Genomic DNA, 23,886 nt, shown 5'->3' with positions numbered 1-23,886 from the left:
ATGGCGCGCCTGAACATCCGCTTGCCAATGCGCCGAACTTACTTGCACAGCAGAAGCAAGCGCTCCTGATCCGTACACGTCGGACGCGGTTTCGGCGCGGCCTGCTGGACCGCCGTGGCGTTCATCGCGGCGCTCTTGTTCACGAGACACGCGCGCAGATGCTTCTCGACCGGTGAGTAGTATTTCCACCCACGCACGAGAGGCGGCAACTCCAGCTTCACCTGCTTCCATTTCGGATGCCCGTGCTCCTGAAGATTGTCGAAGTTGGCGCATAGCGAATCAGCAAAGCGATTCAGATTGCCGACGGTATCGCGCAGGCCATAGTCGTACGTGACGAGAAACGCCTTGACGGTCAGCGCGGGCACGTCTTCCTTCAGCCAGGTCGGATAACTGGCCGCGCGAATCGTCGTCGGGAAATAGGTTTGTTTGGCGCGGGTGGTTTCGGGTGCGGCCGGATCGGCCCTTAGAAGGCGGATTTGCTGCAACAGGTCGGGGTTCATGTCGTTGAACAGTTTCGCCGGCTGTCCGACCACGATGATCGCGACGTCCACTTTCTTGACGATCAACGCGGCCAGCGCGTCTTCGTTGCTGAGATGCTGGATGTTCTGCTCAGGAATTGCCTGACCGAACATCAGGTGATAGAGCGTCGTGGCCGACTGCGCGGTGCCGCTGCCGATCAGGCCGACACTGATGCTTTTGTCCTTGATATCAGCGAGGGTTTTCAGCGGCGAGTCCGCGCGCACCACGACGTTGATTTCCTCGTCGTAGAGCGGCATGATGAGCCGCAGCGGCCGGATTGCCGTGCCGGCATCGGCATTGCCGGCGTTGGCCATGTCGATGTAAGCCTGGTACACGTCGGATTGCACGAGCGCCAGTTTCACGCCCGGCTCGAAGCGCATGCGTTGCACGTTTTCAGCGGAGCCCTTCGAGGCCATCACTTCCAGGTCGATGCCCGCTGGTTGCGCAACCCATTTCGACAGATCCTGGCCGATCTGAATATACGTGCCCCGTTCCGGACCGGTGACGATCTTGTAGTGCGCCGGCTCCGCGCAGGCCAGTGAAGATACGACCATCAGCGCCAGCCCCAGCCATCCCGCCAGAAGTCTCTTCAGCATGGTCTATCTACCTATCGGTCAGGTTCGTACGACTTCGCGCGTCGACTCGCGTGAAGCACCAGTGAGCCGGATTGCCATGTCATGTTCTATGTGCCGCGCCCGCCGCGTCCGTCTGTTACCTCTCAAACGATACGCGCTGACGTGCGCGATTTTCGGGCGGTTTGTTTATACGATTCGGTATCCAGATTATCTGTCACTGGCTCGGTGAACCACCCGCGGAGGGCTTCGCGGCATTCGTCGCTGGACGTTTCCAGCCGGAGTCCTTGATGGCGCGTTCGCGTGCCTCGACGCTGTTGCCCTCCGGCGTCGCGGCGGCGGAACGCGGGGCGGCCACCACGACTTCGCTGTTCGGAGGCGTGCCTTTGGGCAACGGCGTCTGTAGCTGAACCGCCTGCTGCGACGAGGCCGCGGCTTGCGCTTGCGCCGACGCTTTGACTTGTGGCGGCGTGCCTGCCGCGGCGCGCGGGTTGAGCGGCGCCCAGCCGGTCTCGCGAATCACGCGTTCAAGAATGGACTTCGCCGTGTCGTTGCCGGTATCGATCGCGAGCGCTTCGTTGGCGTGTTGACGTGCGCAAGGCCACGACTGCTGCGCGGCGCAAGTTTGCGCTGCTTGCAACGCGGCGTCGCGGCGGGCGGCCAGCGACTTCAATTCTGCCGCGAGGTCTTGTGCGTCGGAGCTGCCCGGTTGCATCGTTTGCGCGGCGCCGAGCGCGGCTTGCGCCGCGGAGAGATCGTTGGCGCGGAAAGCGAGGCGCGCCGCCTGCAAAGCTTGCGCGGCATCGCGGAACTGTGGCGCGGGTTTGGCGGGCGCAGCGGCCACCGGTGGGGCGATGGGCGTCGCCGGCATCGCCTGTACCGGCCTGGCGGGATTGACGGGCACGGCGGGTTTGCCCGCGGCGGCAGCCTGGTTGGTGGACTGAGCCGGCGAATACAGTGCGATCGTACCGGTCGTCGTTCTGGCATCCTGAGTAGTTTCGGTTTCAGCCGACTGGTCGCTACTCCCGCTCAACGAATCGCGATCGCTGAATAGCGCATATCCGACATACGCCAGGCCGATTACGACAACTGCGCCGATGGCATAGAGCACCTTGCGAAGCGGGATTGCGCCGTGAGCCGCCGCATTGGGCAGCGCGTGAAGATGCGGAATCGGCGCGTCCGGTGAAACGAGTGCGGACGCAGGCATCACTACCTCGCCACGAGCGGGTTCGCTCGCGAACGTGGCACGCGTCGTGGGGTCGGTCTCATCGGCTGTCGCCGCTTCGAGGCTGTTCTCGAGGCTGTTCTTTTGCGCGGCTTTGTTCATGGCGCTGGCGCGGCTGCCGGGAATCACTGTGCGCTTGTGCGGACCCGCGTCGAGTGGATGGGCCGCGCCGCAATACGGGCAATAGTCGACTTGCCGGTACAGTGCGCCGCCACACCGCTTGCAAGGCGTCGGAAAACTATGTCCGAGTAGTGTCTGGGTGGACATGCTGTGGACCCACCTTTGGAAAACGATGCCATTACGGCATGTTCCGGATCATGTTGAAGCGGGAGCAATGTCCGCGGAAATCACGATCCACATGCGCCGGAGAGTCATTGCGGCAAGGCCACGCTTGCGATGCCGCTGGTTGCAATATGTGGCGTTTCAGTGAGAACGTCAATCGCCGTTGCTACCTAGGTTATGTGCGCCAGCGCACATTTGCAGGTACGACGAAATACCCCCTATATCGGCAGGACGAACGGGCGTGAAGGTTTTTTCACACCATTCGAAGGGCGCTGAAAATAGAACGAGGTCGGCGCGCGTGGCGTCCGACCTCGTCATTTAAGCGCTTGCATCAAGCGCCTGAGAAAAGCGGGAAAATAGTCAGTGCTTGCGTAGCGGATGATCCTTCAGCAGCCATGCGAGCGCGAATGCCAGCACCACCACGCACGCAGCCGAAAGGTACACCGTGTGCAACGCGCCTGCGAATGCTTGCAGATAATCGTCGCGCAACGCTTGCGGCAACTCGTGGATCGCGGCAGGTCCGAGCGCGTGCGGCAATTCGGTGTCGGGCGGGATCAGCTTTTCGAGGCGCGCGGCGAGACCGTTGGAGAACACGGCGCCGAAGCTCGCCACGCCAATCGAACCACCGATCGAGCGGAACAGCGTCGCGCCCGAAGTCGCCACGCCCATATGCTTGAACTCCACGGTGTTCTGCACCGCGAGAATCAGCACCTGCATCACCATGCCGAGCCCGCAGCCGAGAATGCCCATGTCGAGATACATCACATGAATCGGCGTGCTGATCTGCAGACGTGCGAGCAGCAGCATTGCGACCGCCACGAGAAACGTGCCCGCGATCGGGAACATGCGGTACTTGCCGATCTTGCTGATCACCCGGCCGGTCACCATCGACATCAGGAACAGGCCGCCCATCATCGGCAGCATCTGCATGCCGGCTTCCGATGGCGTCGAACCTTTGACCACCTGCAAATACAGCGGCAGGAACGTCACCGAGCCGAACAGCGATACGCCGATGATGAAGCCGATCAGGCTGCTCAGCAAAAACGTACGCTGTTTGAAGAGTTCGAGCGGCATGATCGGTTCGACCGCGCTGCGTTCTTCGTGAATGAAACCCCAGATCGCCACGAGGCCCATGCCCAGCGTGAACCAGAGTTGCGGCGACGACCACGGCAGGATCGTGCCGCCCTGGCTCGTGAACAGGATGATGCAGGTGAGGGCGCCGGCGAGAAACGCGGCGCCCATGTAGTCGATGGTGTGCTTCACGTGGCGAACGTGCGGCCTGAAGACCGCGCCGATCACGACGAGCGAAATGATGCCGAGCGGCAGATTGATGTAGAAGATCCAGCGCCACGTCAGGTGCTCGACGAGAAAGCCGCCGAGCAGCGGACCGATCACGGTCGCAAGACCGAACACACCGCCGAACACGCCCTGATAGCGGCCGCGTTCAGCCGGCGGAATCACGTCGGCGATGGCGGCCATCGTCACCACCAGCAAACCGCCGCCGCCGAGACCTTGAAGCGCGCGCAGCACGATGAGCTGCGTCATGTCCTGCGCGACGCCGCACAGCGCGGAGCCGACCAGGAACACGATGATCGCTGTCTGCAGCACGATCTTGCGGCCGAACAGGTCGCCGAACTTGCCGTACAGCGGCACGACGATGGTCGAGCTGAGCAGATAGGCGGTCACCACCCATGACAGATTATTGAGCCCGCCCAGTTCGCCGACGATGGTCGGCAGCGCCGTCGAGACGATCGTCTGATCGAGCGCGGCGAGCAGCATGACCAGCAGCAGTGCCGGAAACAGCAGGCGGATCGGCGGGTGATCGGCTGCCTGCGCGCTCGCCTGCGCGTGGGCCTGGGTCAGCTCGGCGGGTTGTGTCGTGGTCGATTGGTCCATGGCATCACGGGTTGAAATTAATTAATTCAGAGATTAATATATGCGACATCGCGTCACCAGTCAATTTGAAGGCAATGGCAAGGATTCCGTCCGATGGTCGAAGGGTGAAAAACACGGTGCCTGACACGGCTGCCGTGAAGGTTCGCAAGGCGCGCTCCGCGCCGAGCCACGCCGTTGAAACCCACGCAGGCGCGCTGTCGGTAAAACCGGAGGCGGCCGCCGCACCCGCACGGCGGCCAGGCAGGCCTTCAGGCGCCGCGCGCGGACCGGAGCAGCGCAACCGCTTGCTCGATGCCGCGCTCGTGCTGTTCGCGCGGCAGGGCATCGTCGACACCACGCTTGGGGAGATCGCCCGCGAGGCCGGTTTCACGCCGGCGATGATGCATTACTACTTCAAGACGCGCGATCAACTGCTCGACGTGCTGATCGACGAACGTTTCGCGCCGCTGCGCGCGGGGCTCGGCGTGCCGTTCCAGGAAAATCCCGACGATCCGGTCGCGGCGATCACGCAACTCGCGCAGCGACTGGTGCAGGTGGCGGCCGACCATCCGTGGTTTCCGTCGCTGTGGGTGCGCGAAGTGATCAGCGACGGCGGTCTGTTGCGTCAGCGCATGCACGAGCGCTTTGGCAACGCGCATCAGAAGGCGTCGCTGTCAGCCATTGCCCGCTGGCAGAAAGAAGGGCGCTTGAACGCCGGACTGGAACCCGCGCTCGTATTCGTCACGCTGCTAGGGCTGACGATCTTGCCGCTGGCCACGTCGAAGCTGTGGTGCAACGATCCCGTGCGTCGCAATATCGGCGGCGAGGAAATCGCGCGGCATGCCGTGGCCTTGCTGCTGCAGGGCATTGGTCCGAAGAAAGCCGATTGATAGGCGATTGATGGCCGCTGCTCGCTGAGCCGCGCCGGCGTCACGCGGAACGCGATCACCCCGCCTTACGCTTTGCGTTTTTCCTTCCACGCCTCATAAGCGGCTTTGGTCGTTTCGTTCGGCGGGTAAGTACCGGGCAAGGCGGCGCCGTCACGAATCCGCTCGGTGAGAAACGCTTCGAGTTGCTCCTGTTCGGCAGCGGCTTGCGCGACCTCTACCGCCATTTTCAAGGGAATCACCACCACACCGTCCGCATCGCCGACGATCACGTCGCCTGGAAACACCGCGACGCCGCCGCAGCCGATCGGCACATTGATATCCACCGCGTGATGGCGAATCAGATTGGGCGGCGCGCTCGCGCCCGCGCAGAACACGGGGATGCCGAGCGCCGCGATCGTCGTGCTGTCCCGCACCGGGCCGTCGGATACCATGCCCGCCACGCCGCGAACCTGCAAGCGTTGCGTCAGGATCGAACCGAACGACGCGCTGCCACGCTCACCGCGGCAATCCTGCACGAGCACATGGCCGGCCGGAATCGTTTCGACACATTTGCGCTGCGCGTACTCGGGATCGGCGAAGAGTTCGAGCACGTCGATGTCTTCCCGCGACGGAATGTTGCGCAGCGTGAACGCCGGCCCGACCAGATTCGCGCCGCTGTGCGCGGCGAGCGGCGCGACGCCCTGCATGAATGTATTGCGCAGGCCGCGCTTGAACAATTGAGTCGTCAGCGTGGCGGTGCTGACCTGGCGAAGGGCTTCGAGCGTGGCGGAGTCGAGATCGGACATGTGTCGGGCGGCCTCAAGGTGGGAAGCGGAAAGCCGGGCATGGCAAGCGCATAACGCGCGGCGCGGTAGCGGCGCAATGCCCGATGCGGTGCGCCCACGATGATAGCGCCCCCCGCAGCCAGTTCAGCAAGGCCCGGCGCCGCGCCGCATTCGTCCGACGCCGAAGCCGGCGAGGCACGCAACGTGCTACTGATCGGTTGGATGTAAATGCAGGCGGCATCAACACAGGTCGCCGGCTTTGCAAAAGAACAGGAATGTGAAAAGAGGCGCCAGGCGGGAAGGGCCGTGCCAATGGGGTTTGCACGAGCCGCCGCGGCGAATCGGGAGTCGGCATCGGTCAGCCATGACTGTGGCGCCGAAGGCCGGTTTTTCATTGGCGTGCAATTTTGGCGCGTTACTGTGCGCGCGTTGGTGCTCGGGCCATGTTTTACAATCTTGGGTCTGTGTGCAACTCGGCGTACGAAATCGAGTCGGAACCATGAACAGCAATATCGCAGCCGCGCAAATCGGCGGCAAGCAGCAGGGCGACACGTTGGCCAAGTCGGACGGCCTAACCGGTTTTTTAGAGCAACAACGGAAAATGAACGGAGCATTGAGACTCGATCAGGCCACGATCGTGCTCGTAGAAGACGACCCGGACAGCCGGGAATCGTTGACCCTATTACTCGAAGCGGAAGGCGCGCATGTCGTCGCTGTGGCGGATGCGGAAGAGGGCGTGGAGGCGGCACTGCGGTTATTGCCCGACGCCGTGGTGTGCGATCTGGAACTGCCCGCCATGGACGGTTTCTACCTGATCCAGCGCCTGCGCGACCACGAGATTCGCGGCGACCACCCGCCGTCGGTGGCGGTGGCGCTCACCGGCCACACTGACGACGCCTACCGACTACGCAGCATCGGTGAAGGCTTCCAGCATTTCATGACCAAGCCGGCTTTGCCCGATGACCTCGTGACGCTGCTGCACGACGCAATTCACGCTCGCGCGGCGGGCTGAATCAGGGCTTCGAGGCAACTCGCGGATTCGCGGCACGGCTTGACAGCCGCGCCGTGAGACGCTTGCGTCCTCAAATGCCTGGCTTGATGGCAAAGTAGGGGGGCGAGTGCGGTTTGCGCACGTTGCCGTTCGTTGCCGCTACTTGACGGCGGCGACAGGCGTTCCCGAATCCTTGCTCGACGCCGCCGCTTCCAACGCCTGGCAGGCAGAACACAATCCCTTCAATTCGATTTCATCGCTCGCGAGACGGTAGCCCGAGTCTTCGATTTGTGCGACGAGTGCCTGGCGCAGTTTCGGCTGATGCAATTCGGTGACGTTGCCGCATTGCTGGCACACCACCAGGATGCCGTGCTGGCATTGCGTCAGATCGTGGCAGACGGTGAAGGCATTGATCGATTCGATCCGATGCACGAGCCCCGCCGAGAGCAGAAAGTCCAGCGCCCGGTACACCGTGGGCGGCGCCGAACCGGGATGGATCTGGCGCATCTCGTCGAGCAGTGAATACGCTTTGGTGGCGCGCCCGGAATTCAGCAGCAATTCGAGCACTTTGCGACGGATCGGCGTGAGTTTTTCGCCGCGTTCGCGGCAATATTCTTCCGCGAGTGTCAGTGCGGCTTCCTGCGAAACACCGTGCGTGTGCCCCGGCTCATCGGAATGAGCGGAGGCGGCGGAGGTGGCTTTGTCGGCGGTCGCGGCGGGCTTGGCGGTCTTCATGCGTCGATTATAAAGGCCATCGCGTCTTGCCGTGCCGGCGCGCGAAGCGCGTGGCCGCCGCCTTGGCTATGCGCGGCATGATCGAGCGGTAGCGCGCGTGGCCAGAGCACGGGCCGCGCGCGGCCCGATGGCTCAAGTCAGCGGGAAGTCGACGTACTTCTTGAACCCCGTGCGCGTCGCAATACGCGAATACCAGCGCTCCAGATTCGGCAGCGGCGGCCGCGCCACGCCGTCCAGCCCGAACCAGCGTTTGGCGTAAGCGCCGATCACGATGTCGGCCAGCGTGAACTTCTCGCCTTCAAGGAAGAAACGTCCTTGCAGATGCGTGTCCAGCATGCGCCACAGCGCGGTGACGGCGTCGAAGTCGGTGGCGAGTCTGGCGGCGTCGCGCCCGGCGGCCGGCGTGCGCACGAGCGCCCAGAATACCGGTCGTTCGGCGGGTTGCAGCGTGGACAGCGACCAGTCCAGCCAGCGGTCGACGCTGGCGCGCGATGCCGGCTCCGACGGATACAACAGACTGCCTTCGCCGTACTGCGTCACGAGATAACGCAGGATCGAGTTCGATTCCCACAGCACGAAGTCGTCGTCGACCAGCGTCGGGATCTTGCCGGTCGGGTTCATCGCGAGATAGTCGGCTTCGTTGTTACGGCCGAATTGCAGGCCGGCGTCGATACGGTCATACGGCAGCACCAGCTCATCGCAGCACCACAACACTTTCTGGACGTTGACCGAATTGGCGCGTCCCCAGATCGTAATCATCCGGTAAATCCTTTTCTTTACGTTGGTAAGCCGCGCCGGCCGCGCGGCGTTCAGCCAGTAACGATACACGATGCGGGTGATTTTGCGCGCCGCCGGGCGGCAGCCGGCCGGGCCGAAGATGGCGGGAAGCGCGTCTGAAAGCGACGCCCCGGCAGGCATTCGGCAATGCGCGCGCGTTGCGTACAATGAGCCCACCCGAATCCGACGAGGCACGCATGGCCCGCATTGTTCCCGACGACTGGAAGAGCCTCGCCGCCACCGGCGCGGCGGCCCGCGAACGCGAAACGCTGGCGTTGCTCGAAGAGGCGCTGCCCGATGGCTACACCGTCTATCACGGCGTGCACTGGACGCGCCTGAACCCGAACTTCTCGGTGTTCGGCGAAGCCGATTTCGTGATCGTCAGCCCGGCTGGGCGCGTGATGATTGTCGAACAGAAAACCGGCTTTCTGCGCGAAACGCCGAAAGGGCTCGTCAAGGTCTATCTGCAGACCGAGCGCAATGTGGCGATCGCGCTCGCGCACACCATCGAAAGTCTGCATCGGCGCTTTACCGCGGCGTTTGGCGCGGGCACGTATTTCGTCGAGGAACTGCTGTACTGTCCGGACCACATCGTCAAGGACGCGGCGATCGCGGGCGTGAATCCCGCGCGGATCGTCGATGCAACGCGTAAAGACCGGCTCGCGGCGATCATCCGCGAAGCCTTGCCGGCCGACGAACCGCGCCTTGCCTGCGCGCCGAAAATCCACCACTTTCTCGCCGACGAACTGGCGCTCACGCCCGACGCGAGCGCGCTGGTCGGGCAAGCGGGCACGCTGGTCACGCGGCTCGCGGGCGGCCTCGCGACATGGGCGCGGCGGCTCGAGTTCGCGCCGTTCCGGCTGCGCGTGATCGGCACGGCCGGCTCCGGCAAGACGCAACTCGCGGTGCAGGTCATGAAGGACGCGGTGGCGCGCGGCCAGCGTCCGTTATACGTGTGCTTCAACCGGCCGCTGGCGGATCACATCGCACGGGTCGCGCCGCCTGAGGCGAAGGTAGCGAACTATCACCAGCTGTGCGACTGGATCGCGCGCGACGCGGGCCGCGAACCCGATTTCCAGGCGGGCGATGTGTTCGACCAGCTCGAAACGACTTTCGCCGATACGCCGATCGATCCGCGCTGGCAATTCGACGTGCTGATCGTCGACGAAGGCCAGGACTTCCAGCAGCCGTGGGTCGCCGCGCTCGAACGTCTGTTGCGCCCCGGCGCCGCGTGGTGGTGGCTCGAAGACCCGCTGCAGAATCTGTACATGCGTGAACCCGTCGCACTACCGGGCTGGACCACGTTGAAGGAAACCACCAACTATCGCAGCCCGCGCGACATCCTCGATTACGTGCGCGACGTGGTCGGCGCTTCGGTGCCGGTCGCCGCGGCGCTCGCGTCCGGCAGTCCGTTCGACGGCTCCGATATCTCGCTCTCGGTCTACGACGAAGCGAATGCCGCCGAAGGCAGCATCGAGGCCACCAAGCGCGCGATCACGCAGGCGCTCTCGCTCGGCTTTCGCAAGCAGGACATTGTGGTGCTGTCGTTTCGCGGCCGCGAGGGCTCGGCGATGAGCGCGCTGGATCATCTCGGGCCGCATCGACTGCGCAGTTTCACGGGCAAGTACGATCTGTTCGGCAACCCCGAATACCGCGAAGGCGACGTGCTGTTCGAGTCGATCTACCGCTTCAAGGGACAGGCGGCGCCGTGCGTGATATTCACCGAGGTCGACTTCGAGACTTTCGACGAACGCATCGCGCGCAAGCTGTTCGTCGGCGCCACGCGCGCGACGATGAAGCTGATCGTCGTCGCGTCGCAGCGGGCCGCGCGGCATCTGCACTTGCGCGACGGCAAGGAGATCAAGGAAGCGAAAGAAGTCTAGCGCTCAGGCGCTCAGGTCCACGCGCGCGCGCCGACCAGCATGCCGGTTTGCGTGGCCGCGTCCCACCAGATCACGCGCAAGAGCGGCGCTTGCTGCGCGATCAGCAGCGCCTGCACCGGATCGCTCTCAATGAAATGCGTGACGCCGCCGCGCAGTGCGGCCGCGGCCTTGTGCGCGGCGCTGCCGGCGGGACTTTCATCGTGCGTGTCGGGCGTGCGCATCACCAGTTGCAGATGGCCGAAGCCGTGCCGCGCGAGCCACGTTTCGGTGCGCGCGCGATCCACTTCCGGCCGGCCGGTGATGATCGTGCGAACCCGCTGCAAGTCGATCTCCGGCAGCACCTCGAACGGCAGCAGTGCATCGCGTTCGGCGAGCGCGGCGGCCAGGTCCTCGTCGTAACGCGCGAGCGGCACGTCGGGCAGCAGAATGCCGTCGAGGTCGATCGCGTAGGTGGCGTATTCGTGATCGTCGGCCATCGCGGGCGCGGCGCCTGATTCGACGCGCGCCCAGTCGTCGCGATAACGCTCGGTGTACGCCTGGCGCTCCCACGGAAACAGCGCGAAGTAGCCGCGCGCGTCGATTGCATAGTCGGGTTGCGTGCGGCTCAGGTCGTCGACGGCGCCGGTCAGCGTCCTGACCACGAGACCGTGCTGCTGAAGAAACGCGATGCAATCGGTCAGCGTAAATCCGCGCCCGGCGATGTCCTCGCACAGCAGCACGGTCGAACCCGCGGGCGGCATCGGCAGCGTCGAATCCCAGGCCACCGTGCGCGCCTGGCGGTCGTAGCGCAGAAAGGCGACCGGCGTTCCGACGGCATGCGAGACCATCAGCGCGAGCGGCGCGCCGCCGCGCAGAATGCCGATCGCCATCGTGAAGCGCTCCGCCAGCAAGGCAGGCTGCAGCGATTCGATCCAGTGATCGAGTTGTTCATACGTCAGAGGCAAAACCGGCTTGTTCATGACTCGTGGGGCGTCGCGTGGCGCGGGTGGGGCGAGCGTCTCTGGCGCGGCCGAGGGACCTCGTTTTTGAGACAAAGAATTTTGGCGATATTATGCATGCGGTTCAAAGATCGCGCGTCGGGGTGACGCGCGGCACCCGACGCGCGAAGCGAGACCGCGGCCGGGGCGAGGGGCGGCGGGCCGGCACCAGACCGAGCCGGCGACTGTCAGGCCGCCCGCAAGAAAATAGATAACGGAATAAAAAAGCAGATGACCAACTCGACCACCAGGGTGAATGACCGAAAACGCGCCGTCACGGGCGCACGCTGGGCTGCGGGCCTCGTTCTCGCGCTGGCCGCGTGGAGTGCGCAGGCTCAGTCGGAACAGCCACTTTTAGCGCTCGACGTGCAAGGCAAGATCGGCAAGACCACCGATGCCGCGCACAAGACATACCACCTCACCGAAGCTCAACTGCTCGCTCTGCCGGTCCATTCGATCACGACCTCGACCACGTGGACGCCGCGCTCCACCTTCACAGGACCGCTGCTGGCGGATATTCTGAAGACCGTCGGCGCATATGGCAGCCAGGTCGAGATCCATACGCTCGACGACTATACCTACACCATTCCGGTGTCGGACTGCGATCGCTATGGCGTGGTCGTTGCGTACAGCATGAATGGCCGGCGTCTGAAGATCAGCGACTTCGGGCCGCTGTTCCTTATCTACCCGCGCGATGCGTTCCCGGATGAACTCACGGGCGCCTCGGGCGATTCGAAATTCGTATGGCAGATCAAGGCCCTCATCGTCAAATAATGCGCCATCCGTGGCGCCGTGCGCTCTACGTGCTGATCTGGCTGACCGCGCTCGCGGCGCCGGTCGGCGCGATCGGCTATCTGTTGTACGCGAATCTGCTCAACCCGCGCGCCACCGAGCAGTTGACCGGCTCGTACGACGGCTTCTACTGGGACGCCGCGCAACTGCAAATCGCTTACGCGCGCTTCGAGAATCAGTTGCTGCTGTATCAGTCGGGTGTCGACGACGACTATCAGCGGCTCATGCTGCGTTACCAGTTGCTGCAATCCAAGCTGCACGTGATGGCCGGTTCCACGCGCCGGCTGACTACCCAGCTCTCGCTGCTGCAAAGGCAGCTGGACGAAATCCATGCGCTCGATCAGTTGCTGGGCGGCATCGAACCCGAAGTCGACGCGCTGCCGAAAGACCGCAGCCAGGCCAACCGGATCGTCGCGCAACTGCGTCAGCACTGGAACGAGGTCAACGATCTCGCGCTGAGCCGCCGTTTCGCCGACGTCGCCGATCGCGAAGCGATGAACCGCGACTTCATCGACAAGCGTCGCATCCTGTTCGCCGGCGGCATGTTGCTGCTGTTGCTGTCGGCGGCGGCGACGCTGCTGCTCGTGCTGAACGGACGGCGCCGGACGCGCCTGATGCATCAGCAGCACGCGGCGCTCGAAGCCGAGCACCAGGCGAGCCGCGCCGCGCGCGAGGCGAGCCATGCGAAGGACGCGTTTCTCGGCATGATCAGCCACGAACTGCGCACGCCGTTGCATGCGATCGTGTCGTCGATCGAATTGCTGGGCTTCAACTATCACTCCGAGGCAGACCGCAAGGTGATCCAGCGGCTCGAAACCGCGGCGCGGCATCTGGAGGCACAGATGAAAGATCTGACCGACTACGCGCGCCTCGGCGCCGGCAAGCTCGAGTTGCGTCACGAGCATTTCGAGCCGCGCGAACTGCTGGCGTCGATCGTCGATGAACATGCGATGTCGGCCGCCGCGCGCGGTCTGCAACTGGAGAGCGATGCGAGCGGCATGAGCGGTCTCGTCGATTCCGATCCGCACCGCATCCGCCAGATCGTCAACAACCTCGTCACCAACGCGATCCGCTATACCGAGACCGGCACGGTGCGCGTGCAGTTGCGGCAGCGGCCGGCGATGCTGGTCTTCGTCGTCAGCGATACGGGGCCTGGCGTGCCGCATGCGCAGATTCCGCTCATCTTCCAGGAGTTCACTCAACTGGACGCGTCGCGCACGCGCCGCTTCGAAGGCGCGGGCATGGGGCTGACGATCGTGCAGGGGCTGGTCAAACTGTTCGGCGGCACCGTCGAGGTGGCGAGCAAGGTCGGCGAGGGCACCACCTTCACCGTGACGATTCCGGTTACGCCGGTCGCGGCTGCGCAGCCGCAGAGTGTGGCGGCGCGCGCCGAGCCAGGTGGTGGCGCGCGTCCGTGCGTGCTGATCGTCGACGACAACCGCCTGATCCGCGAGTCGCTCAGCGAAATGATCGCGCACATGAATTTCGACGCGCACGCCGTCGCCAATGCCGACGATGCGCTCGCCTGGCTCGACACGCGCCGTTGCGACGTGGTGTTGCTCGATCTGCACATGCCCGAGCGCGACGGCTATACGTTTCTCGCGGACTTCGCCACGCGGGGCGGGCCGTCCGCGGGTGTGCCGGTGATCGTGGTCAGCGCGTATGCGCCGGAGGAGGAAGTAGCCGGAGGGGCGGAAGAAGGAGAAGCCGGCTCGCAGCCGTTCTTCGAAGCGTTATTAAAGCCGGTACATTACGAGGAGCTCCGCAGCGCGTTGCAGCGGGCTTTGGCTTCGCGGCATACGGTGTGATACGAGGCGTGGCGGCCGGGCGAAGGTGGGCATCAACCTGAGCACACGCCTTCAGCCGTTTGCCGGCGCGAGTGGATCCGCTTAGGGCCGGTTCAGCCGCTTCGACAGATCGGCGACCAGGATCGCCATGCGCGCGGGCTTTTCATAGCACGCGACGTCGTAATTGCGGATCACCTGGCTGATCTCCGATTCGCTGGCCTTGCCGGTCAGCAATTCGCCAGTCAGCACGAAGATCGGCGCGTCCGGATTTTCCGAGGCGCGCACCGCGCGAATCGCGTTCGCCGAAGTCTGAGCGCCGAACAGCCAGTCGATCACGATGCCGTCGAACACCTGGCTTTGCAACTGGTCGGCAAAGGCCGCGAGTCCGTAGATCGCCACCGCCGCGAAGCCGCTGCGCTCCAGATAGTCGCGCAGGTTGTCGGCGCTGGCCTGATCGTCGTCGACCACCGCGATGGTCGGCTTGTCGGTTTCGGCGCGGCGCGGATAGATCTCGATCTTGTGAACTTCGTACGCGCTCTGGTAAAGCGTGCCGTCGTGGCGCGCCACGCGCCATTGACCGAGCCGGGAGTACGCGACGAATTCGGGGCGGCTGCCCGCCTCGAGCGCGGCGCCGACCCAGGCCGTGCAGGCCAGTTCGATCGCGCCGATGCTGAACACGGCTTCCTGGGCGATCGCGCCGACCATGCCGGGATCGAGCGATTGCGCGCCGAACAGCTGGGCGGCCGGTTCGCCGAACACCTCGGCGACCTTCTTGATCTGCGAGAGCGTCCACGGGCTGTTGCCGCGCAACTTGCGGTGCCCCTGTGAAAAACTCAGATCGAGGATGCGGCACAGCTCCGTGGTCTGCTGGCGTTTGCCGATTCCGTGCCGGCTCATCAACTCGCGCACGCGCTCGGCGACTGCGATGGAGTCAGGTGAGTTTGTTTCGTTGGCCATACTGCGTGAGAACCGCCGTCTTAAAGGGTACTGGGGAGTGCGATACGACAGGCGCAGCGCGGCCATGCACATTCAATGCGCAAAGACGCGGCGTCGCAGGGGACAGCAAATGTACCGTAAAAAGTATCGCAATCTGTAGTTTTGTACGACCGCCGCCGAGCCCGTCCGCGCGAGAGTCGGCAAGGACCGGTTTGGCGATCTTTTTATGCATTAAGCATCAATGTATTTTACCGATGAAACCTCGCTGCATCTGAAGAGAAATATGTCGCGCGGTGCCGGCCGCTCGAAAACCTCTAACCAGCAGACATCGTGCCGAGCTTCGCCGCCGAGTTTTTCAGGCCTTTGAAAATCCGCTCGGCGACCTTGGCCGGAAAGCGTTCAGGCAATTCCGCCGAGACCCGCTCGATCACGCCGGGCGTCTGTTCGATCAACCGCTGGATCAGCGGTTCCGCGTCCGCGCCGTACGAGCACTTCAGCGCCATGGTGTTGAAGTGGCGCCGCTGCACGTCGCGAAACGCGTCGTGCTTGCTGCGCGACCACATGCCCATGGCGAGCCTCGCCTTGAACCATGACCACTGGTTCGGGCCGCTGCCTTCCACCGGCCAGATCGACATCACGTCGTAAAGCGGCGTGAGGCGGTAGTGGCCGCCCGCCAGCAGGCGGATGCTGAAGTTCTTGGCGTGGCCGTCCGGCGCCGCCAGCATCCAGAACAGAATCTGGCTTGCCAGCAGCGTTTCGATGTCCTGCCGCGCCTCCACCGATTGCTGCAGAATCCGCGCGAGGTCGAGCACGCCCGGGCCGCCTTCGTTTTCGTATTTGCGATGCGACGGCACGCCGTACACCTGGCAGAAATCTTCCTGCGGCAGGCGCAACAGCCATTGCCCGCTCGAATGCATTTGCCGGTCGAAGCGCTCGACGCTCAACACCCGCTGCTTGCCGAACGTCATGATCTCCGTATTGGCGACCGGCAGGCCATAGGCGCGCAGAATCCGCAGGCAGAGCCACTCGTTTTCAACCGAGGTGCTGAGGTCAGCGAGCTTGTTGCCGACGAGGCCGAGCGGCAACTTGAAAATGTGCGTGGTGGGCGTGGCGCCATGCGGCCGCTGCCACTTGCCGTCGTGCCACAGCAGCGCGGTTTTCTCCTGCGCGCCGGCGAGCGAGATGCGGAAGTCGTCCGTCTCGTCGGGTGCGCCGAGCGCGGGGTTGCTGACCGTGCGCGCCAGCATGGTCTCGATCTCGCTGTCCGTGAGCGGCGTGCCCTCGATCCGTTCGACGCCTTGCGGCGCGTCGTCTTCGGCGAGCAACTGCACGGCGCCCACGCAATCGCGGCCGATGGCTTGCAGCAGATCGAACGCATCGAGCGTCTCGGTCTGGTAGCGTTGGCCGATGCGTTTTCTGATCGCCTCGCTGTCGGGCAGCAGGTTGTCGAAATAGTTGAGGACGCGCGGGCCTTTTTGCGCCAGGTTGCCCGGCGTGAACGGCAGCGACAGCGACAGCGGCCGTCCCGCGGGCGAGGCGACCCACGCGGGATCGTAGGCGAACTCCATGGGCCCGCGAGCGGGCAGGCGCCAGACGCCGACGCGCTCGCCGTTGGCCCATACCGATAGCGCACGTGAGTGAGTTTGGCGGCCCATGCTCACCACTCGATCAACGGCGCCGGGCCCGGCAGCGCCTGGCTCTTGTCGCGCAACTGCAATTGCAGGCCGTAGACGCCGCACAAGGCCAGCAATTGTGCGAGGGTGAGGGCGGCGGCGTCGGTTTCGAAGGCCGAAATGCGGCTCTGGCTGACGCCGATCCGCGCGGCGGCCTCGGCCTGCGTGAGGCCGGCTTGCCGCCGGCTGGCGGCAAGCAGCTGGGCCATCTGGTCCGGCGTGGCGATGAGGTGGAGCATGGCAGATTATCCGCGACACGAATAAATGCACTTTATGCGTCACACGAATATTTGTCAAATATTCGTGTGACGCATATTTTACGTATATCTGTTTGGCGAATAAAATGCAGATATCTGTGTGGCGAATAAACGGCGCGAATGGCATGAGAGCCCCGCGGACGCGCTTCAACGCGCTTGCACCGTCGGTCTTCAGGCACAGCGGCATTGCGGACAACCGGGCCGCCTGCGAAGATTACGCCCACACTTAAAACCTGCCCGCCCGATGACCACGACTTACCCGTTGCACGCGAGCCTCACCTCCGCCGACCAGGCGTTCCCGAACCATGCCGATGTGGTGATCGCCGGCGCCGGCATCATGGGCTGCGCCGCCGCTTACTATCTGGCGCGCCGTGGCCTTTCGGTGGTGGTGCTCGACAAATCGCGGATCGCCGGGCAGCAGTCGTCGCGGGCGTGGGGATTCGTGCGCCAGCAGGGCCGCGAATCCGCCGAAGTGCCGCTGATGATGGCCGGCATCCCGCTGTGGAAAAAACTCGAGAGCGAGCTGAATTACGATCTCGAATGGCGTCAGGGCGGCTGTCTGTACGTGGCGACCGGCGAGGAGGACTGGGCCTCGTTCCAGCAATGGATGGACGTCGCCCGTCAGCATGGGCTCGATACGCGCACGCTCGACCGCAAGCAGATCGACACGGTCGTGACCGGCATGCACGCTCCGGCGCTCGGCGGCCTCTACACGCCGAGCGATGGCCAGGCGGAACCGCGTCGCGCCGCGGCTGCTTTCGCGGCGCGGGCGACCGAGGCCGGCGCGCTCTTTTTCGAAGGCTGCGGCGTGATCGGCGTGGAGCGCGCGGGCGGTGCGATTGCCGGCGTGGTCACCGAGCGCGGCACGCTGCGCACCTCGCGCTTCATCTGCGCGGCCGGCGCCAGCAGCTGGCGTCTGCTCAAAACACTCGGGCTCGAACTGCCACAGCAGGCGGTGCGCGGCACCTGCATGCGCACCAATCCGCTGCCGCGCATCAGCGCGTCGACGTTCTGGGGCCACGGCCTCGGCGTGCGGCAGCGCGCGAACGGCGCGATCAATCTCGCCGACGACATGCAGGTCGACGTCGACATGACGCTCGGCCATTTCCGCGCGCTCAAGTGGTTCCTGCCCGAGTTGTGGGCGCAGCGCGAGAAGTTCAGCTTCCATCTGAACGGCGCATGTCTGCGTGATCTGCGCGAGCGTTTGCCAGGCGGCGTGTCGAAACACGAACGTGTGCTGCATCCGCGTGATCCGCATCCGCAGCCGAACGTGGGCCATGCGCCCCGGGCGTTGAAAAAACTGCGCGCCTTGTTCCCCGCGTTGAAAGACGCGCAGGTGGTCGAATCGTGGGCCGGTCTGATCGACGTGCTGCCCGACGGCATTCCGGTGATCGACGCGCCGCCGCAGGTCAGCGGGTTGACGATCGCCACCGGCTTTTGCGGTCACGGTTTCGCGATGGGGCCGATCGTCGGCAAGCTGCTCGCGGAATTGAACGATGGCGGCCAGGCGTCGCTCGATCTGTCGGCGTTCCGTCTGCAGCGTTTCTTCGACGGCACGATGCAACGGCCTCGCAGCATGCTGTAAAAAACTTCTGTCTCAATCTTCCTCCCGCACCACCAATGAACGAACCGACCTTGCGCCACGCCGGCGTGCCGTACTACACGCAATGGGGCAGCCCCGACTGGGTTGGCCGGATCGTCGAGCAGCACGGCGATCCGTGCGCCGATCCCGGCTGGCAGCGCAGCGGCTTCTCCGATCCCGAGCGTTACCGCTTCTGGGCCAGGCGCCTGTGCGGCCTGACGTGCCTCGAGTCGGCGCTCGACTATTGGCGCATCGAACACGCACCGCGCGCCGCGCTGCTCGACGAAGCGTTGCGGCATGGCGTGTACCGCATGCGCGAGGATGGCGGCGTCGACGGTTTGATCTACCGGCCGTTTGCCGATTGGGTGGCTGGCGCGTTCGGCGTTCAGGTCGACGTGCTGCCGCAGGCGTCCATCGAAGACATGGCCGCGCGCCTGAACGCCGAGACGCTGGCGATCGTTTCCGTGAGCCCCGAAATCCGCTATCCCGAGCGGCCCAATCAGCGCCAAGGCGGCCATCTGATCCTGCTGCACGGACGCGGCCGCGATGGCGTGTGGTTTCACAATCCCTCGGGCATCGCGCCGCATCAGGCCGATGTGTATCTACCGTTCGAAACCATGGTGCGTTTCTACGCCGGGCGCGGCATGACGCTCAGCCGGATCGCGCGCTAGGCGCGACGTGCGGCGGGTGGGGCGTCCGGTGGGCGGGATGTTCGGGCCCGTTTTCTGCTGGATAGCCGGTACCGACTTCTGCGCTACCGGAACCGCCATGAAACGAACCTACGCCCTCCTTGCCGCCAGCTTGATGGCTCTTGGCTCCGCCGCCTCGGCGGACGCTGCCAGCCGCGACGATCAGGCCAAGGCCTGCCGTGGCGACGCCATGCATTTCTGCGCCGCCGACATTCCCAACGAAGACAAGATCACCGCCTGCATGAAGCAGCACGTCGATGAACTCAGCCCAGCGTGCCGCGCGATGTTCAAGGGTGGCAAGAAGGGCGGCGACAAAGACACGTCGCAGTGATGGCGGCGCGGCTGGTTTTGGCTTTAGCCTGGCTTGAACGCACGGCCATGCGCGCGGCTGATCAGGCTGTGTCGAACCGATCTTCAACCGCGCGCTAACGCGTCCGTCGTCGCGCGACTTACCGCCGCGCTTTCCCGATCCGGCCCCAGGGCGCGCGCGGCGTCGTAGAATCGCTTGTCCTCGACTCCCGGAGCCGCCGCGTGCCTGATTCGCCCAAGCCGGAGCCACGTCCGCCGCGCTTCCGTTTGTCGCGCCGCGCCCGCACGCCCTGGCAGGCGCCGCGCGCCCGCACGCTGTTCACGCGGCCCGCGGCGTCGCCGCAGCGCATGCTGCTGCATCGCGTCTATCTGGTGGTCGGCCTGTGCGTGCTCGCCTTCGCCGTGCTCTACATCGATCGGGACGGCTTGCGCGACGCTAACCGCAAAGTCCTCGGCATCGTCGATTTGATGTACTTCACGATGGTGACCGTGGCCACCGTCGGCTATGGCGACATCGTGCCGGTGACCGCCCGCGCGCGGCTCATCGACGCCTTTTTCATCGTGCCGATCCGCATCGTCATCTGGTTCGTGTTTCTCGGCACCGCCTATCAGTTCGTCATTCAACGCGTCATCGAGGAATTCCGCATGAAACGCCTGCAAAAGCGGTTGCGCGATCACGTCGTGATTTGCGGCTACGGATTGAGCGGTTCGGTCGCGGTGCGCGAGTTGCTGGAAAGCGGTTTCGCCGCGGAATCGATCGTCGTGATCGATCCGCAGCAGGCGGCGCTCGAAGCGGCCACGGGGCTCGGCGTCGCCGGCCTGCTCGGCGATCCGTCGCGCGAAGATCTGTTGCAGCAGGCGCAGGTGCATATTGCCCGCGCGATCATCATTGCCGTCACCGACGACGCCACCGCGATCCTGCTCACGCTGACCGTGCGCAGCGTCGCGCCGCAGGCCAAGATCGTCGTGCGGATTCAGGAGCAGACCTATCAGCGCCAGTTGCGCCAGGCCGGCGCGAACGTGATCGTCTCGTCGACCAAGATCGGCGGTTTGCTGCTCGCCGACGCGGTCGACAGCGAATACATCGTGCCCTTCGTGAACGATCTTTTGTCGGCACGCGGCCGCGTCAATCTGGTCGAACGTCAGGCGACGGCGCAGGAAGTCGGCCGCTGGAGCAATGCGTTGCCGGGCGCGGTGGTGGTCGGCCTGGTGCGCGCGGGACGCGTGCTGTCGTTTTACGAAGACGAGCCGTGTCCAATCGAGGCGGGCGATCTGCTGATGGTGATCCAATCGTCGCGCCGGCCGAACGAAACGCCCGCCGCCTGCTAGCCCATTCGAACTCAACCTTCTGCCAAGGACTGGAACGACCTGCCCATGACCCACCCGACCACGCAGACTTTCGACGCCGCAGCGACCACGCGGCTGATTCCCTATGCCGCGCTCGTCGGTGCACTCAAGCGCGCGACGATCGACTACGCGCAACAGCGCATCGCGAGTCCCGAGCGGCTCGTCGTGCCGCTCAACGAAGACGGCATCATGCTGTCGATGCCTGCCACCGCGCCCGACCTCGCGATCCACAAGCTGGTCAACGTGTGCCCGGGCAACGGCGCGCGCGGCCTGCCGACCATCCACGGCAAAGTGATGGGATTCGACGCCGACACCGGCGAGACGCTTTTCATTCTCGACGGCCCGACCGTGACGGGACGCCGCACGGCGGCGATCTCGATGCTCGGCGTCGACACCTTCGCCGCCGGCACGCCGCGCGAATTCCTGTTGATCGGCACCGGCACGCAGGCGCTCAACCATCTGGAGGCGATCGGCGAACTGTTTCCCGACGCGCGGGTGTGGGTGAAGGGCAGTGCGCCCGCGCGCGCCGAGGCGTTTTGCGCCGCGCATCGGGACAAGGCGCGCGATCTTCAACCGCTGATGCAACCCGGCGCCACGATCCCCGATTCGGTCGACGTGGTGATCGCGCTGACCACGAGCAGACAGCCCGTCTACGACGAAGCGGCGCGCGCGGAGCGGCTTGTGATCGGCGTCGGCGCATTCACGCCGGCGATGGTCGAGATCGGCGCGCGCACCCTCGGCGGCAGCGCGCTTTTCGTCGATGATGAAGCGGGCGCCCGCCACGAAGCCGGCGACTTCATTCAGGCTGGCGTGGACTGGGCTCAGGTCGGCGGCATCGCCTCGGTGCTCGACAATCCAGCGTTGTTGCCGCAAAAAAAACCGGTCGTATTTAAAAGCGTCGGCTGTGCCGCGTGGGATCTGGCGGCGTGCCGCGTGGCGCGCGAGGCGTTGTCAGGTGGTTGAAGGCTTGCCGAAAAATCGTGCATGAGAGGGCCGCGTGAGCGGCCTGCGGGCGTGCTTTGCAACAGCATAGGGCGTGGCTCGCGAACATCGAAAAAGGCCTTGAAAACAGGCCTTTACGGCGTCCGGTTGGCATATTGCGCTAACCTGAGGCACATGTTGCCGTGCAAACAATCGCAAAACGTTGCACCATAGGCGTTTGCCAGAAAAAGTGCCGGTCCGCCGGCACGGCGCTGCTGCTTTTTTCTGCCCGTTGACCGACGCCTTATCCCTCACGACGCTGCGACCGCGCTATGACGACCCACCACGCTTCTGCCACTCCCGACCTGCCGCTCGACATGATCATCTTCGGCGGCACCGGCGACCTGTCGTTTCGCAAGCTGCTGCCCGCGCTCTACATGGCGCATCTGCACTGCAATCTGCCGCCGGACACCCGCATTCTCACGATCGGCCGCAAGCCCTGGTCGCGCGAGGAGTACATCAACGAATTCATGGAGCTGAAGGCCAAGCCCTTCATCGAAAAGAAAGCATTCGATGCCGGCGCCTGGGACAAATTTCTCGCGCTGTTCGAATACGTGCGCATGGACGTCGATTCGGTCGAAGACTATCAGCGCCTGAAAGAAGTGTCGCGTGAAGGCGTGCGCCGCGTGTTCTATCTCGCGACGTCGCCGGATCTGTTCACGAATATCTGCGACAACCTCTCGGCGGCGGGACTGGTGGACGCCAACTCACGCATCGTGCTCGAGAAGCCGCTGGGTCACGATCTGGCCTCCGCGCAGGAAATCAACACGGCGGTCGGCAAGCATTTCAGCGAAGCGCAGATCTACCGGATCGACCACTACCTCGGCAAGGAAACCGTGCAGAACCTGATGGTGCTGCGCTTCGGCAATCCGATTTTCGGCCCGCTGTGGCAAGCGCCGTACATCAAGAGCGTGCAGATCACCGTGGCGGAAACGGTCGGCGTGGGCAGCCGTGCGGGCTTCTACGATAAAACCGGCGCGCTGCGCGACATGGTGCAGAACCACTTGCTGCAATTGCTGTGCATCGTCGCGATGGAGCCGCCGGTGTCGCTCGACCCGGACGCGGTCCGCGACGAAAAGCTCAAGGTGCTGCGCTCGCTGCGGCCCATGACGCCCGAGGACATCGCGCGCGATACCGTGCGCGGCCAGTACACAGCGGGCGCCGTGGATGGCGAGGCCGTGAAGGGTTATCAGGAAGAAGACAATGTGCCGGCGGGCAGCCGCGCCGAAACCTTCGTGGCATTGCGCGCGCATATCAACAACTGGCGCTGGGCGCACGTGCCGTTTTTCCTGCGCACCGGCAAGCGGATGCAGAAGAAGGTGTCGGAGATCGTCATCGAATTCGCCGAACTGCCGTTCTCGATCTTTCCGAAGGGCGGTCGCAATTACGGCAATCGTCTGGTGATCCAGTTGCAGCCGGAAGAATCGATCCAGTTGCAGGTGCTCGCGAAAGAGCCGGGCAGCGGTATGCATATGCTGCCGGTGAATCTGAATCTGGATTTGCAGCAAGCCTTCACCGAGCGTCGCGCCGAAGCGTATGAGCGCTTGCTGATCGACGTGATTCGCGGACGCCTCACGCATTTCATGCGGCGCGACGAACTCGAAGCGGCATGGGCGTGGGCCGAACCGATTCTGGAAGGGTGGGGCAAATCGGGCGAAAAACCGCGCGGTTATACGGCGGGCACGTTTGGACCGGCGGCATCCACGGCGCTGATGGCGCGCGAAAATGCCGTGTGGGCGGAAGAGTCGCAATAAGCTTTGCTTCAGCGCTAGATGGAGATGGCCCGCATTTGCTGGCGGGCCACAAAGTTGGCACCCCGAAGCCTATCGCCTGCTGGACAGGTGCTTCCATGCGACTACGCTTGTGAATACAACAACGACGGCCGCGATCAGATAGCCCGAAACGATGAGGATAAAGTTAGTCCACGCCTCGATATCATAGGCATCGGGCATCCAGGCGGGATACAGTGAACGCAGCAGGCGTCTCACGAAGTCCGCGAGCCATAGCGGTATTTCAAACGAAAGCTGTTGCGATCCCCAAGCG

At 64.4% G+C, this 23,886-nt stretch carries 21 protein-coding genes; 11 read left to right on the top strand and 10 right to left on the bottom strand.

The annotated features are described in order from the left end of the window. Nucleotides 1-38: 38 nt before the first annotated feature. The 3 genes from ACQKRQ_RS36425 to ACQKRQ_RS36415 all read right to left on the bottom strand — a co-directional run bounded on the left by ACQKRQ_RS36425 (nucleotide 39) and on the right by ACQKRQ_RS36415 (nucleotide 4,494). Nucleotides 39-1,115: a TAXI family TRAP transporter solute-binding subunit gene (locus ACQKRQ_RS36425; RefSeq protein ID WP_408314056.1), complete on the bottom strand. Its 1,077-nt coding sequence runs from the start codon at nucleotides 1,113-1,115 to the stop codon at nucleotides 39-41. A gap of 193 nt (nucleotides 1,116-1,308) precedes the next feature. Beyond that, a complete protein-coding gene (locus ACQKRQ_RS36420) occupies nucleotides 1,309-2,583 on the bottom strand; it encodes a hypothetical protein (protein ID WP_427482463.1) in 1,275 nt (424 codons plus the stop codon). Between the two features lie 375 nt (nucleotides 2,584-2,958). Beyond that, nucleotides 2,959-4,494, bottom strand: coding sequence for an MDR family MFS transporter (locus tag ACQKRQ_RS36415; RefSeq protein WP_427482461.1), 1,536 nt, complete (start codon nucleotides 4,492-4,494; stop codon nucleotides 2,959-2,961). 74 nt (nucleotides 4,495-4,568) lie between these two features. Here ACQKRQ_RS36415 and ACQKRQ_RS36410 point away from each other — a divergent pair, with 74 nt between their 5' ends. Further along, nucleotides 4,569-5,363: a TetR/AcrR family transcriptional regulator gene (locus ACQKRQ_RS36410; protein ID WP_427482459.1), complete on the top strand. Its 795-nt coding sequence runs from the start codon at nucleotides 4,569-4,571 to the stop codon at nucleotides 5,361-5,363. A 65-nt stretch (nucleotides 5,364-5,428) separates the two neighbouring features. Here ACQKRQ_RS36410 and ACQKRQ_RS36405 read toward each other — a convergent pair whose 3' ends face one another. Then, nucleotides 5,429-6,148 carry a ribonuclease activity regulator RraA gene (locus ACQKRQ_RS36405; protein WP_427482457.1) on the bottom strand — a complete coding sequence of 240 codons (720 nt, stop codon included), beginning with the start codon at nucleotides 6,146-6,148 and terminating at the stop codon, nucleotides 5,429-5,431. A 478-nt stretch (nucleotides 6,149-6,626) separates the two neighbouring features. Here ACQKRQ_RS36405 and ACQKRQ_RS36400 point away from each other — a divergent pair, with 478 nt between their 5' ends. Next, nucleotides 6,627-7,139, top strand: coding sequence for a response regulator (locus tag ACQKRQ_RS36400; protein WP_408234591.1), 513 nt, complete (start codon nucleotides 6,627-6,629; stop codon nucleotides 7,137-7,139). Nucleotides 7,140-7,277: 138 nt separating this feature from the next. Here ACQKRQ_RS36400 and ACQKRQ_RS36395 read toward each other — a convergent pair whose 3' ends face one another. Next, entirely contained in the window at nucleotides 7,278-7,853 is a 576-nt protein-coding gene (locus ACQKRQ_RS36395; protein ID WP_132382892.1) for a Fur family transcriptional regulator, read from the bottom strand. Nucleotides 7,854-7,985: 132 nt separating this feature from the next. After that, the gene (locus ACQKRQ_RS36390; protein WP_427482455.1) at nucleotides 7,986-8,612 is read right to left on the bottom strand and encodes a glutathione S-transferase family protein; all 627 of its coding nucleotides are present in this window, start codon (nucleotides 8,610-8,612) and stop codon (nucleotides 7,986-7,988) included. Between the two features lie 215 nt (nucleotides 8,613-8,827). On the opposite strand from ACQKRQ_RS36390, the gene ACQKRQ_RS36385 reads away from it, so the two are divergent. Then, entirely contained in the window at nucleotides 8,828-10,513 is a 1,686-nt protein-coding gene (locus ACQKRQ_RS36385; RefSeq protein ID WP_427482453.1) for an ATP-binding domain-containing protein, read from the top strand. Nucleotides 10,514-10,524: 11 nt separating this feature from the next. Here ACQKRQ_RS36385 and ACQKRQ_RS36380 read toward each other — a convergent pair whose 3' ends face one another. Continuing rightward, entirely contained in the window at nucleotides 10,525-11,472 is a 948-nt protein-coding gene (locus tag ACQKRQ_RS36380; protein WP_132382898.1) for a phosphoribosyltransferase, read from the bottom strand. Nucleotides 11,473-11,721: 249 nt separating this feature from the next. On the opposite strand from ACQKRQ_RS36380, the gene ACQKRQ_RS36375 reads away from it, so the two are divergent. Together ACQKRQ_RS36375 and ACQKRQ_RS36370 are read left to right on the top strand one after the other, a co-directional pair. Beyond that, nucleotides 11,722-12,264: a molybdopterin-dependent oxidoreductase gene (locus ACQKRQ_RS36375; protein ID WP_427482451.1), complete on the top strand. Its 543-nt coding sequence runs from the start codon at nucleotides 11,722-11,724 to the stop codon at nucleotides 12,262-12,264. After that, the gene (locus ACQKRQ_RS36370) at nucleotides 12,234-14,090 is read left to right on the top strand and encodes an ATP-binding protein (protein ID WP_427482449.1); all 1,857 of its coding nucleotides are present in this window, start codon (nucleotides 12,234-12,236) and stop codon (nucleotides 14,088-14,090) included. Before ACQKRQ_RS36375 ends, ACQKRQ_RS36370 begins: the two co-directional genes overlap by 31 nt. A gap of 81 nt (nucleotides 14,091-14,171) precedes the next feature. On the opposite strand, the gene ACQKRQ_RS36365 is transcribed toward ACQKRQ_RS36370, so the two are convergent. From ACQKRQ_RS36365 to ACQKRQ_RS36355, 3 genes are all read right to left on the bottom strand, one after another. Further along, on the bottom strand, nucleotides 14,172-15,026 hold the full coding sequence (locus ACQKRQ_RS36365; RefSeq protein WP_132382904.1) for a helix-turn-helix domain-containing protein: 855 nt from the start codon (nucleotides 15,024-15,026) through the stop codon (nucleotides 14,172-14,174). Nucleotides 15,027-15,319: 293 nt separating this feature from the next. Further along, nucleotides 15,320-16,660, bottom strand: a complete 1,341-nt coding sequence (locus tag ACQKRQ_RS36360; protein ID WP_408178398.1) for a type II toxin-antitoxin system HipA family toxin — start codon at nucleotides 16,658-16,660, stop codon at nucleotides 15,320-15,322. A gap of 2 nt (nucleotides 16,661-16,662) precedes the next feature. Then, a complete protein-coding gene (locus tag ACQKRQ_RS36355) occupies nucleotides 16,663-16,917 on the bottom strand; it encodes a helix-turn-helix domain-containing protein (protein WP_310815576.1) in 255 nt (84 codons plus the stop codon). A gap of 262 nt (nucleotides 16,918-17,179) precedes the next feature. Between ACQKRQ_RS36355 and ACQKRQ_RS36350 the strand changes: the two genes are divergently transcribed. From ACQKRQ_RS36350 to zwf, 6 genes are all read left to right on the top strand, one after another. Then, nucleotides 17,180-18,520, top strand: a complete 1,341-nt coding sequence (locus ACQKRQ_RS36350) for an NAD(P)/FAD-dependent oxidoreductase (RefSeq protein ID WP_427482446.1) — start codon at nucleotides 17,180-17,182, stop codon at nucleotides 18,518-18,520. Nucleotides 18,521-18,555: 35 nt separating this feature from the next. Continuing rightward, nucleotides 18,556-19,188: a C39 family peptidase gene (locus ACQKRQ_RS36345; RefSeq protein ID WP_132382912.1), complete on the top strand. Its 633-nt coding sequence runs from the start codon at nucleotides 18,556-18,558 to the stop codon at nucleotides 19,186-19,188. A 97-nt stretch (nucleotides 19,189-19,285) separates the two neighbouring features. Continuing rightward, nucleotides 19,286-19,537, top strand: coding sequence for a hypothetical protein (locus ACQKRQ_RS36340; protein WP_132382914.1), 252 nt, complete (start codon nucleotides 19,286-19,288; stop codon nucleotides 19,535-19,537). Nucleotides 19,538-19,737: 200 nt separating this feature from the next. Continuing rightward, nucleotides 19,738-20,844, top strand: a complete 1,107-nt coding sequence (locus ACQKRQ_RS36335; protein WP_132382916.1) for a potassium channel family protein — start codon at nucleotides 19,738-19,740, stop codon at nucleotides 20,842-20,844. A gap of 45 nt (nucleotides 20,845-20,889) precedes the next feature. Continuing rightward, nucleotides 20,890-21,825 (top strand): bifunctional Delta(1)-pyrroline-2-carboxylate/Delta(1)-piperideine-2-carboxylate reductase, encoded by a 936-nt coding sequence (gene lhpI / locus ACQKRQ_RS36330; RefSeq protein ID WP_427482443.1) that lies wholly within the window; start codon nucleotides 20,890-20,892, stop codon nucleotides 21,823-21,825. Between the two features lie 290 nt (nucleotides 21,826-22,115). Further along, nucleotides 22,116-23,597, top strand: coding sequence for a glucose-6-phosphate dehydrogenase (gene zwf, locus ACQKRQ_RS36325; RefSeq protein WP_132382920.1), 1,482 nt, complete (start codon nucleotides 22,116-22,118; stop codon nucleotides 23,595-23,597). Nucleotides 23,598-23,886: the final 289 nt, after the last annotated feature.

It is taken from the genome of Paraburkholderia sp. NPDC080076, from assembly GCF_050281145.1.
In the GTDB taxonomy this organism is placed as follows: Bacteria; Pseudomonadota; Gammaproteobacteria; order Burkholderiales; family Burkholderiaceae; genus Paraburkholderia.
Note: the sequence above shows the minus strand (reverse complement) of the source record. Positions and strands in the feature narration are given on the sequence as shown.

What these genes read in the sequence shown, in the direction of transcription:
- ACQKRQ_RS36365 (WP_132382904.1), bottom strand. Translation starts at nt 15,026, where the DNA reads ATGGCCAACGAAACAAACTCACCTGACTCCATCGCAGTCGCCGAGCGC.
- ACQKRQ_RS36395 (WP_132382892.1), bottom strand. Translation starts at nt 7,853, where the DNA reads ATGAAGACCGCCAAGCCCGCCGCGACCGCCGACAAAGCCACCTCCGCC.
- ACQKRQ_RS36405 (WP_427482457.1), bottom strand. Translation starts at nt 6,148, where the DNA reads ATGTCCGATCTCGACTCCGCCACGCTCGAAGCCCTTCGCCAGGTCAGC.
- ACQKRQ_RS36410 (WP_427482459.1), top strand. Translation starts at nt 4,569, where the DNA reads ATGGCAAGGATTCCGTCCGATGGTCGAAGGGTGAAAAACACGGTGCCT.
- ACQKRQ_RS36385 (WP_427482453.1), top strand. Translation starts at nt 8,828, where the DNA reads ATGGCCCGCATTGTTCCCGACGACTGGAAGAGCCTCGCCGCCACCGGC.
- ACQKRQ_RS36340 (WP_132382914.1), top strand. Translation starts at nt 19,286, where the DNA reads ATGAAACGAACCTACGCCCTCCTTGCCGCCAGCTTGATGGCTCTTGGC.
- ACQKRQ_RS36355 (WP_310815576.1), bottom strand. Translation starts at nt 16,917, where the DNA reads ATGCTCCACCTCATCGCCACGCCGGACCAGATGGCCCAGCTGCTTGCC.
- ACQKRQ_RS36400 (WP_408234591.1), top strand. Translation starts at nt 6,627, where the DNA reads ATGAACAGCAATATCGCAGCCGCGCAAATCGGCGGCAAGCAGCAGGGC.
- ACQKRQ_RS36360 (WP_408178398.1), bottom strand. Translation starts at nt 16,660, where the DNA reads ATGGGCCGCCAAACTCACTCACGTGCGCTATCGGTATGGGCCAACGGC.
- ACQKRQ_RS36415 (WP_427482461.1), bottom strand. Translation starts at nt 4,494, where the DNA reads ATGGACCAATCGACCACGACACAACCCGCCGAGCTGACCCAGGCCCAC.
- ACQKRQ_RS36390 (WP_427482455.1), bottom strand. Translation starts at nt 8,612, where the DNA reads ATGATTACGATCTGGGGACGCGCCAATTCGGTCAACGTCCAGAAAGTG.
- lhpI (WP_427482443.1), top strand. Translation starts at nt 20,890, where the DNA reads ATGACCCACCCGACCACGCAGACTTTCGACGCCGCAGCGACCACGCGG.
- ACQKRQ_RS36425 (WP_408314056.1), bottom strand. Translation starts at nt 1,115, where the DNA reads ATGCTGAAGAGACTTCTGGCGGGATGGCTGGGGCTGGCGCTGATGGTC.
- zwf (WP_132382920.1), top strand. Translation starts at nt 22,116, where the DNA reads ATGACGACCCACCACGCTTCTGCCACTCCCGACCTGCCGCTCGACATG.
- ACQKRQ_RS36350 (WP_427482446.1), top strand. Translation starts at nt 17,180, where the DNA reads ATGACCACGACTTACCCGTTGCACGCGAGCCTCACCTCCGCCGACCAG.
- ACQKRQ_RS36375 (WP_427482451.1), top strand. Translation starts at nt 11,722, where the DNA reads ATGACCAACTCGACCACCAGGGTGAATGACCGAAAACGCGCCGTCACG.
- ACQKRQ_RS36380 (WP_132382898.1), bottom strand. Translation starts at nt 11,472, where the DNA reads ATGAACAAGCCGGTTTTGCCTCTGACGTATGAACAACTCGATCACTGG.
- ACQKRQ_RS36420 (WP_427482463.1), bottom strand. Translation starts at nt 2,583, where the DNA reads ATGTCCACCCAGACACTACTCGGACATAGTTTTCCGACGCCTTGCAAG.
- ACQKRQ_RS36370 (WP_427482449.1), top strand. Translation starts at nt 12,234, where the DNA reads ATGGCAGATCAAGGCCCTCATCGTCAAATAATGCGCCATCCGTGGCGC.
- ACQKRQ_RS36345 (WP_132382912.1), top strand. Translation starts at nt 18,556, where the DNA reads ATGAACGAACCGACCTTGCGCCACGCCGGCGTGCCGTACTACACGCAA.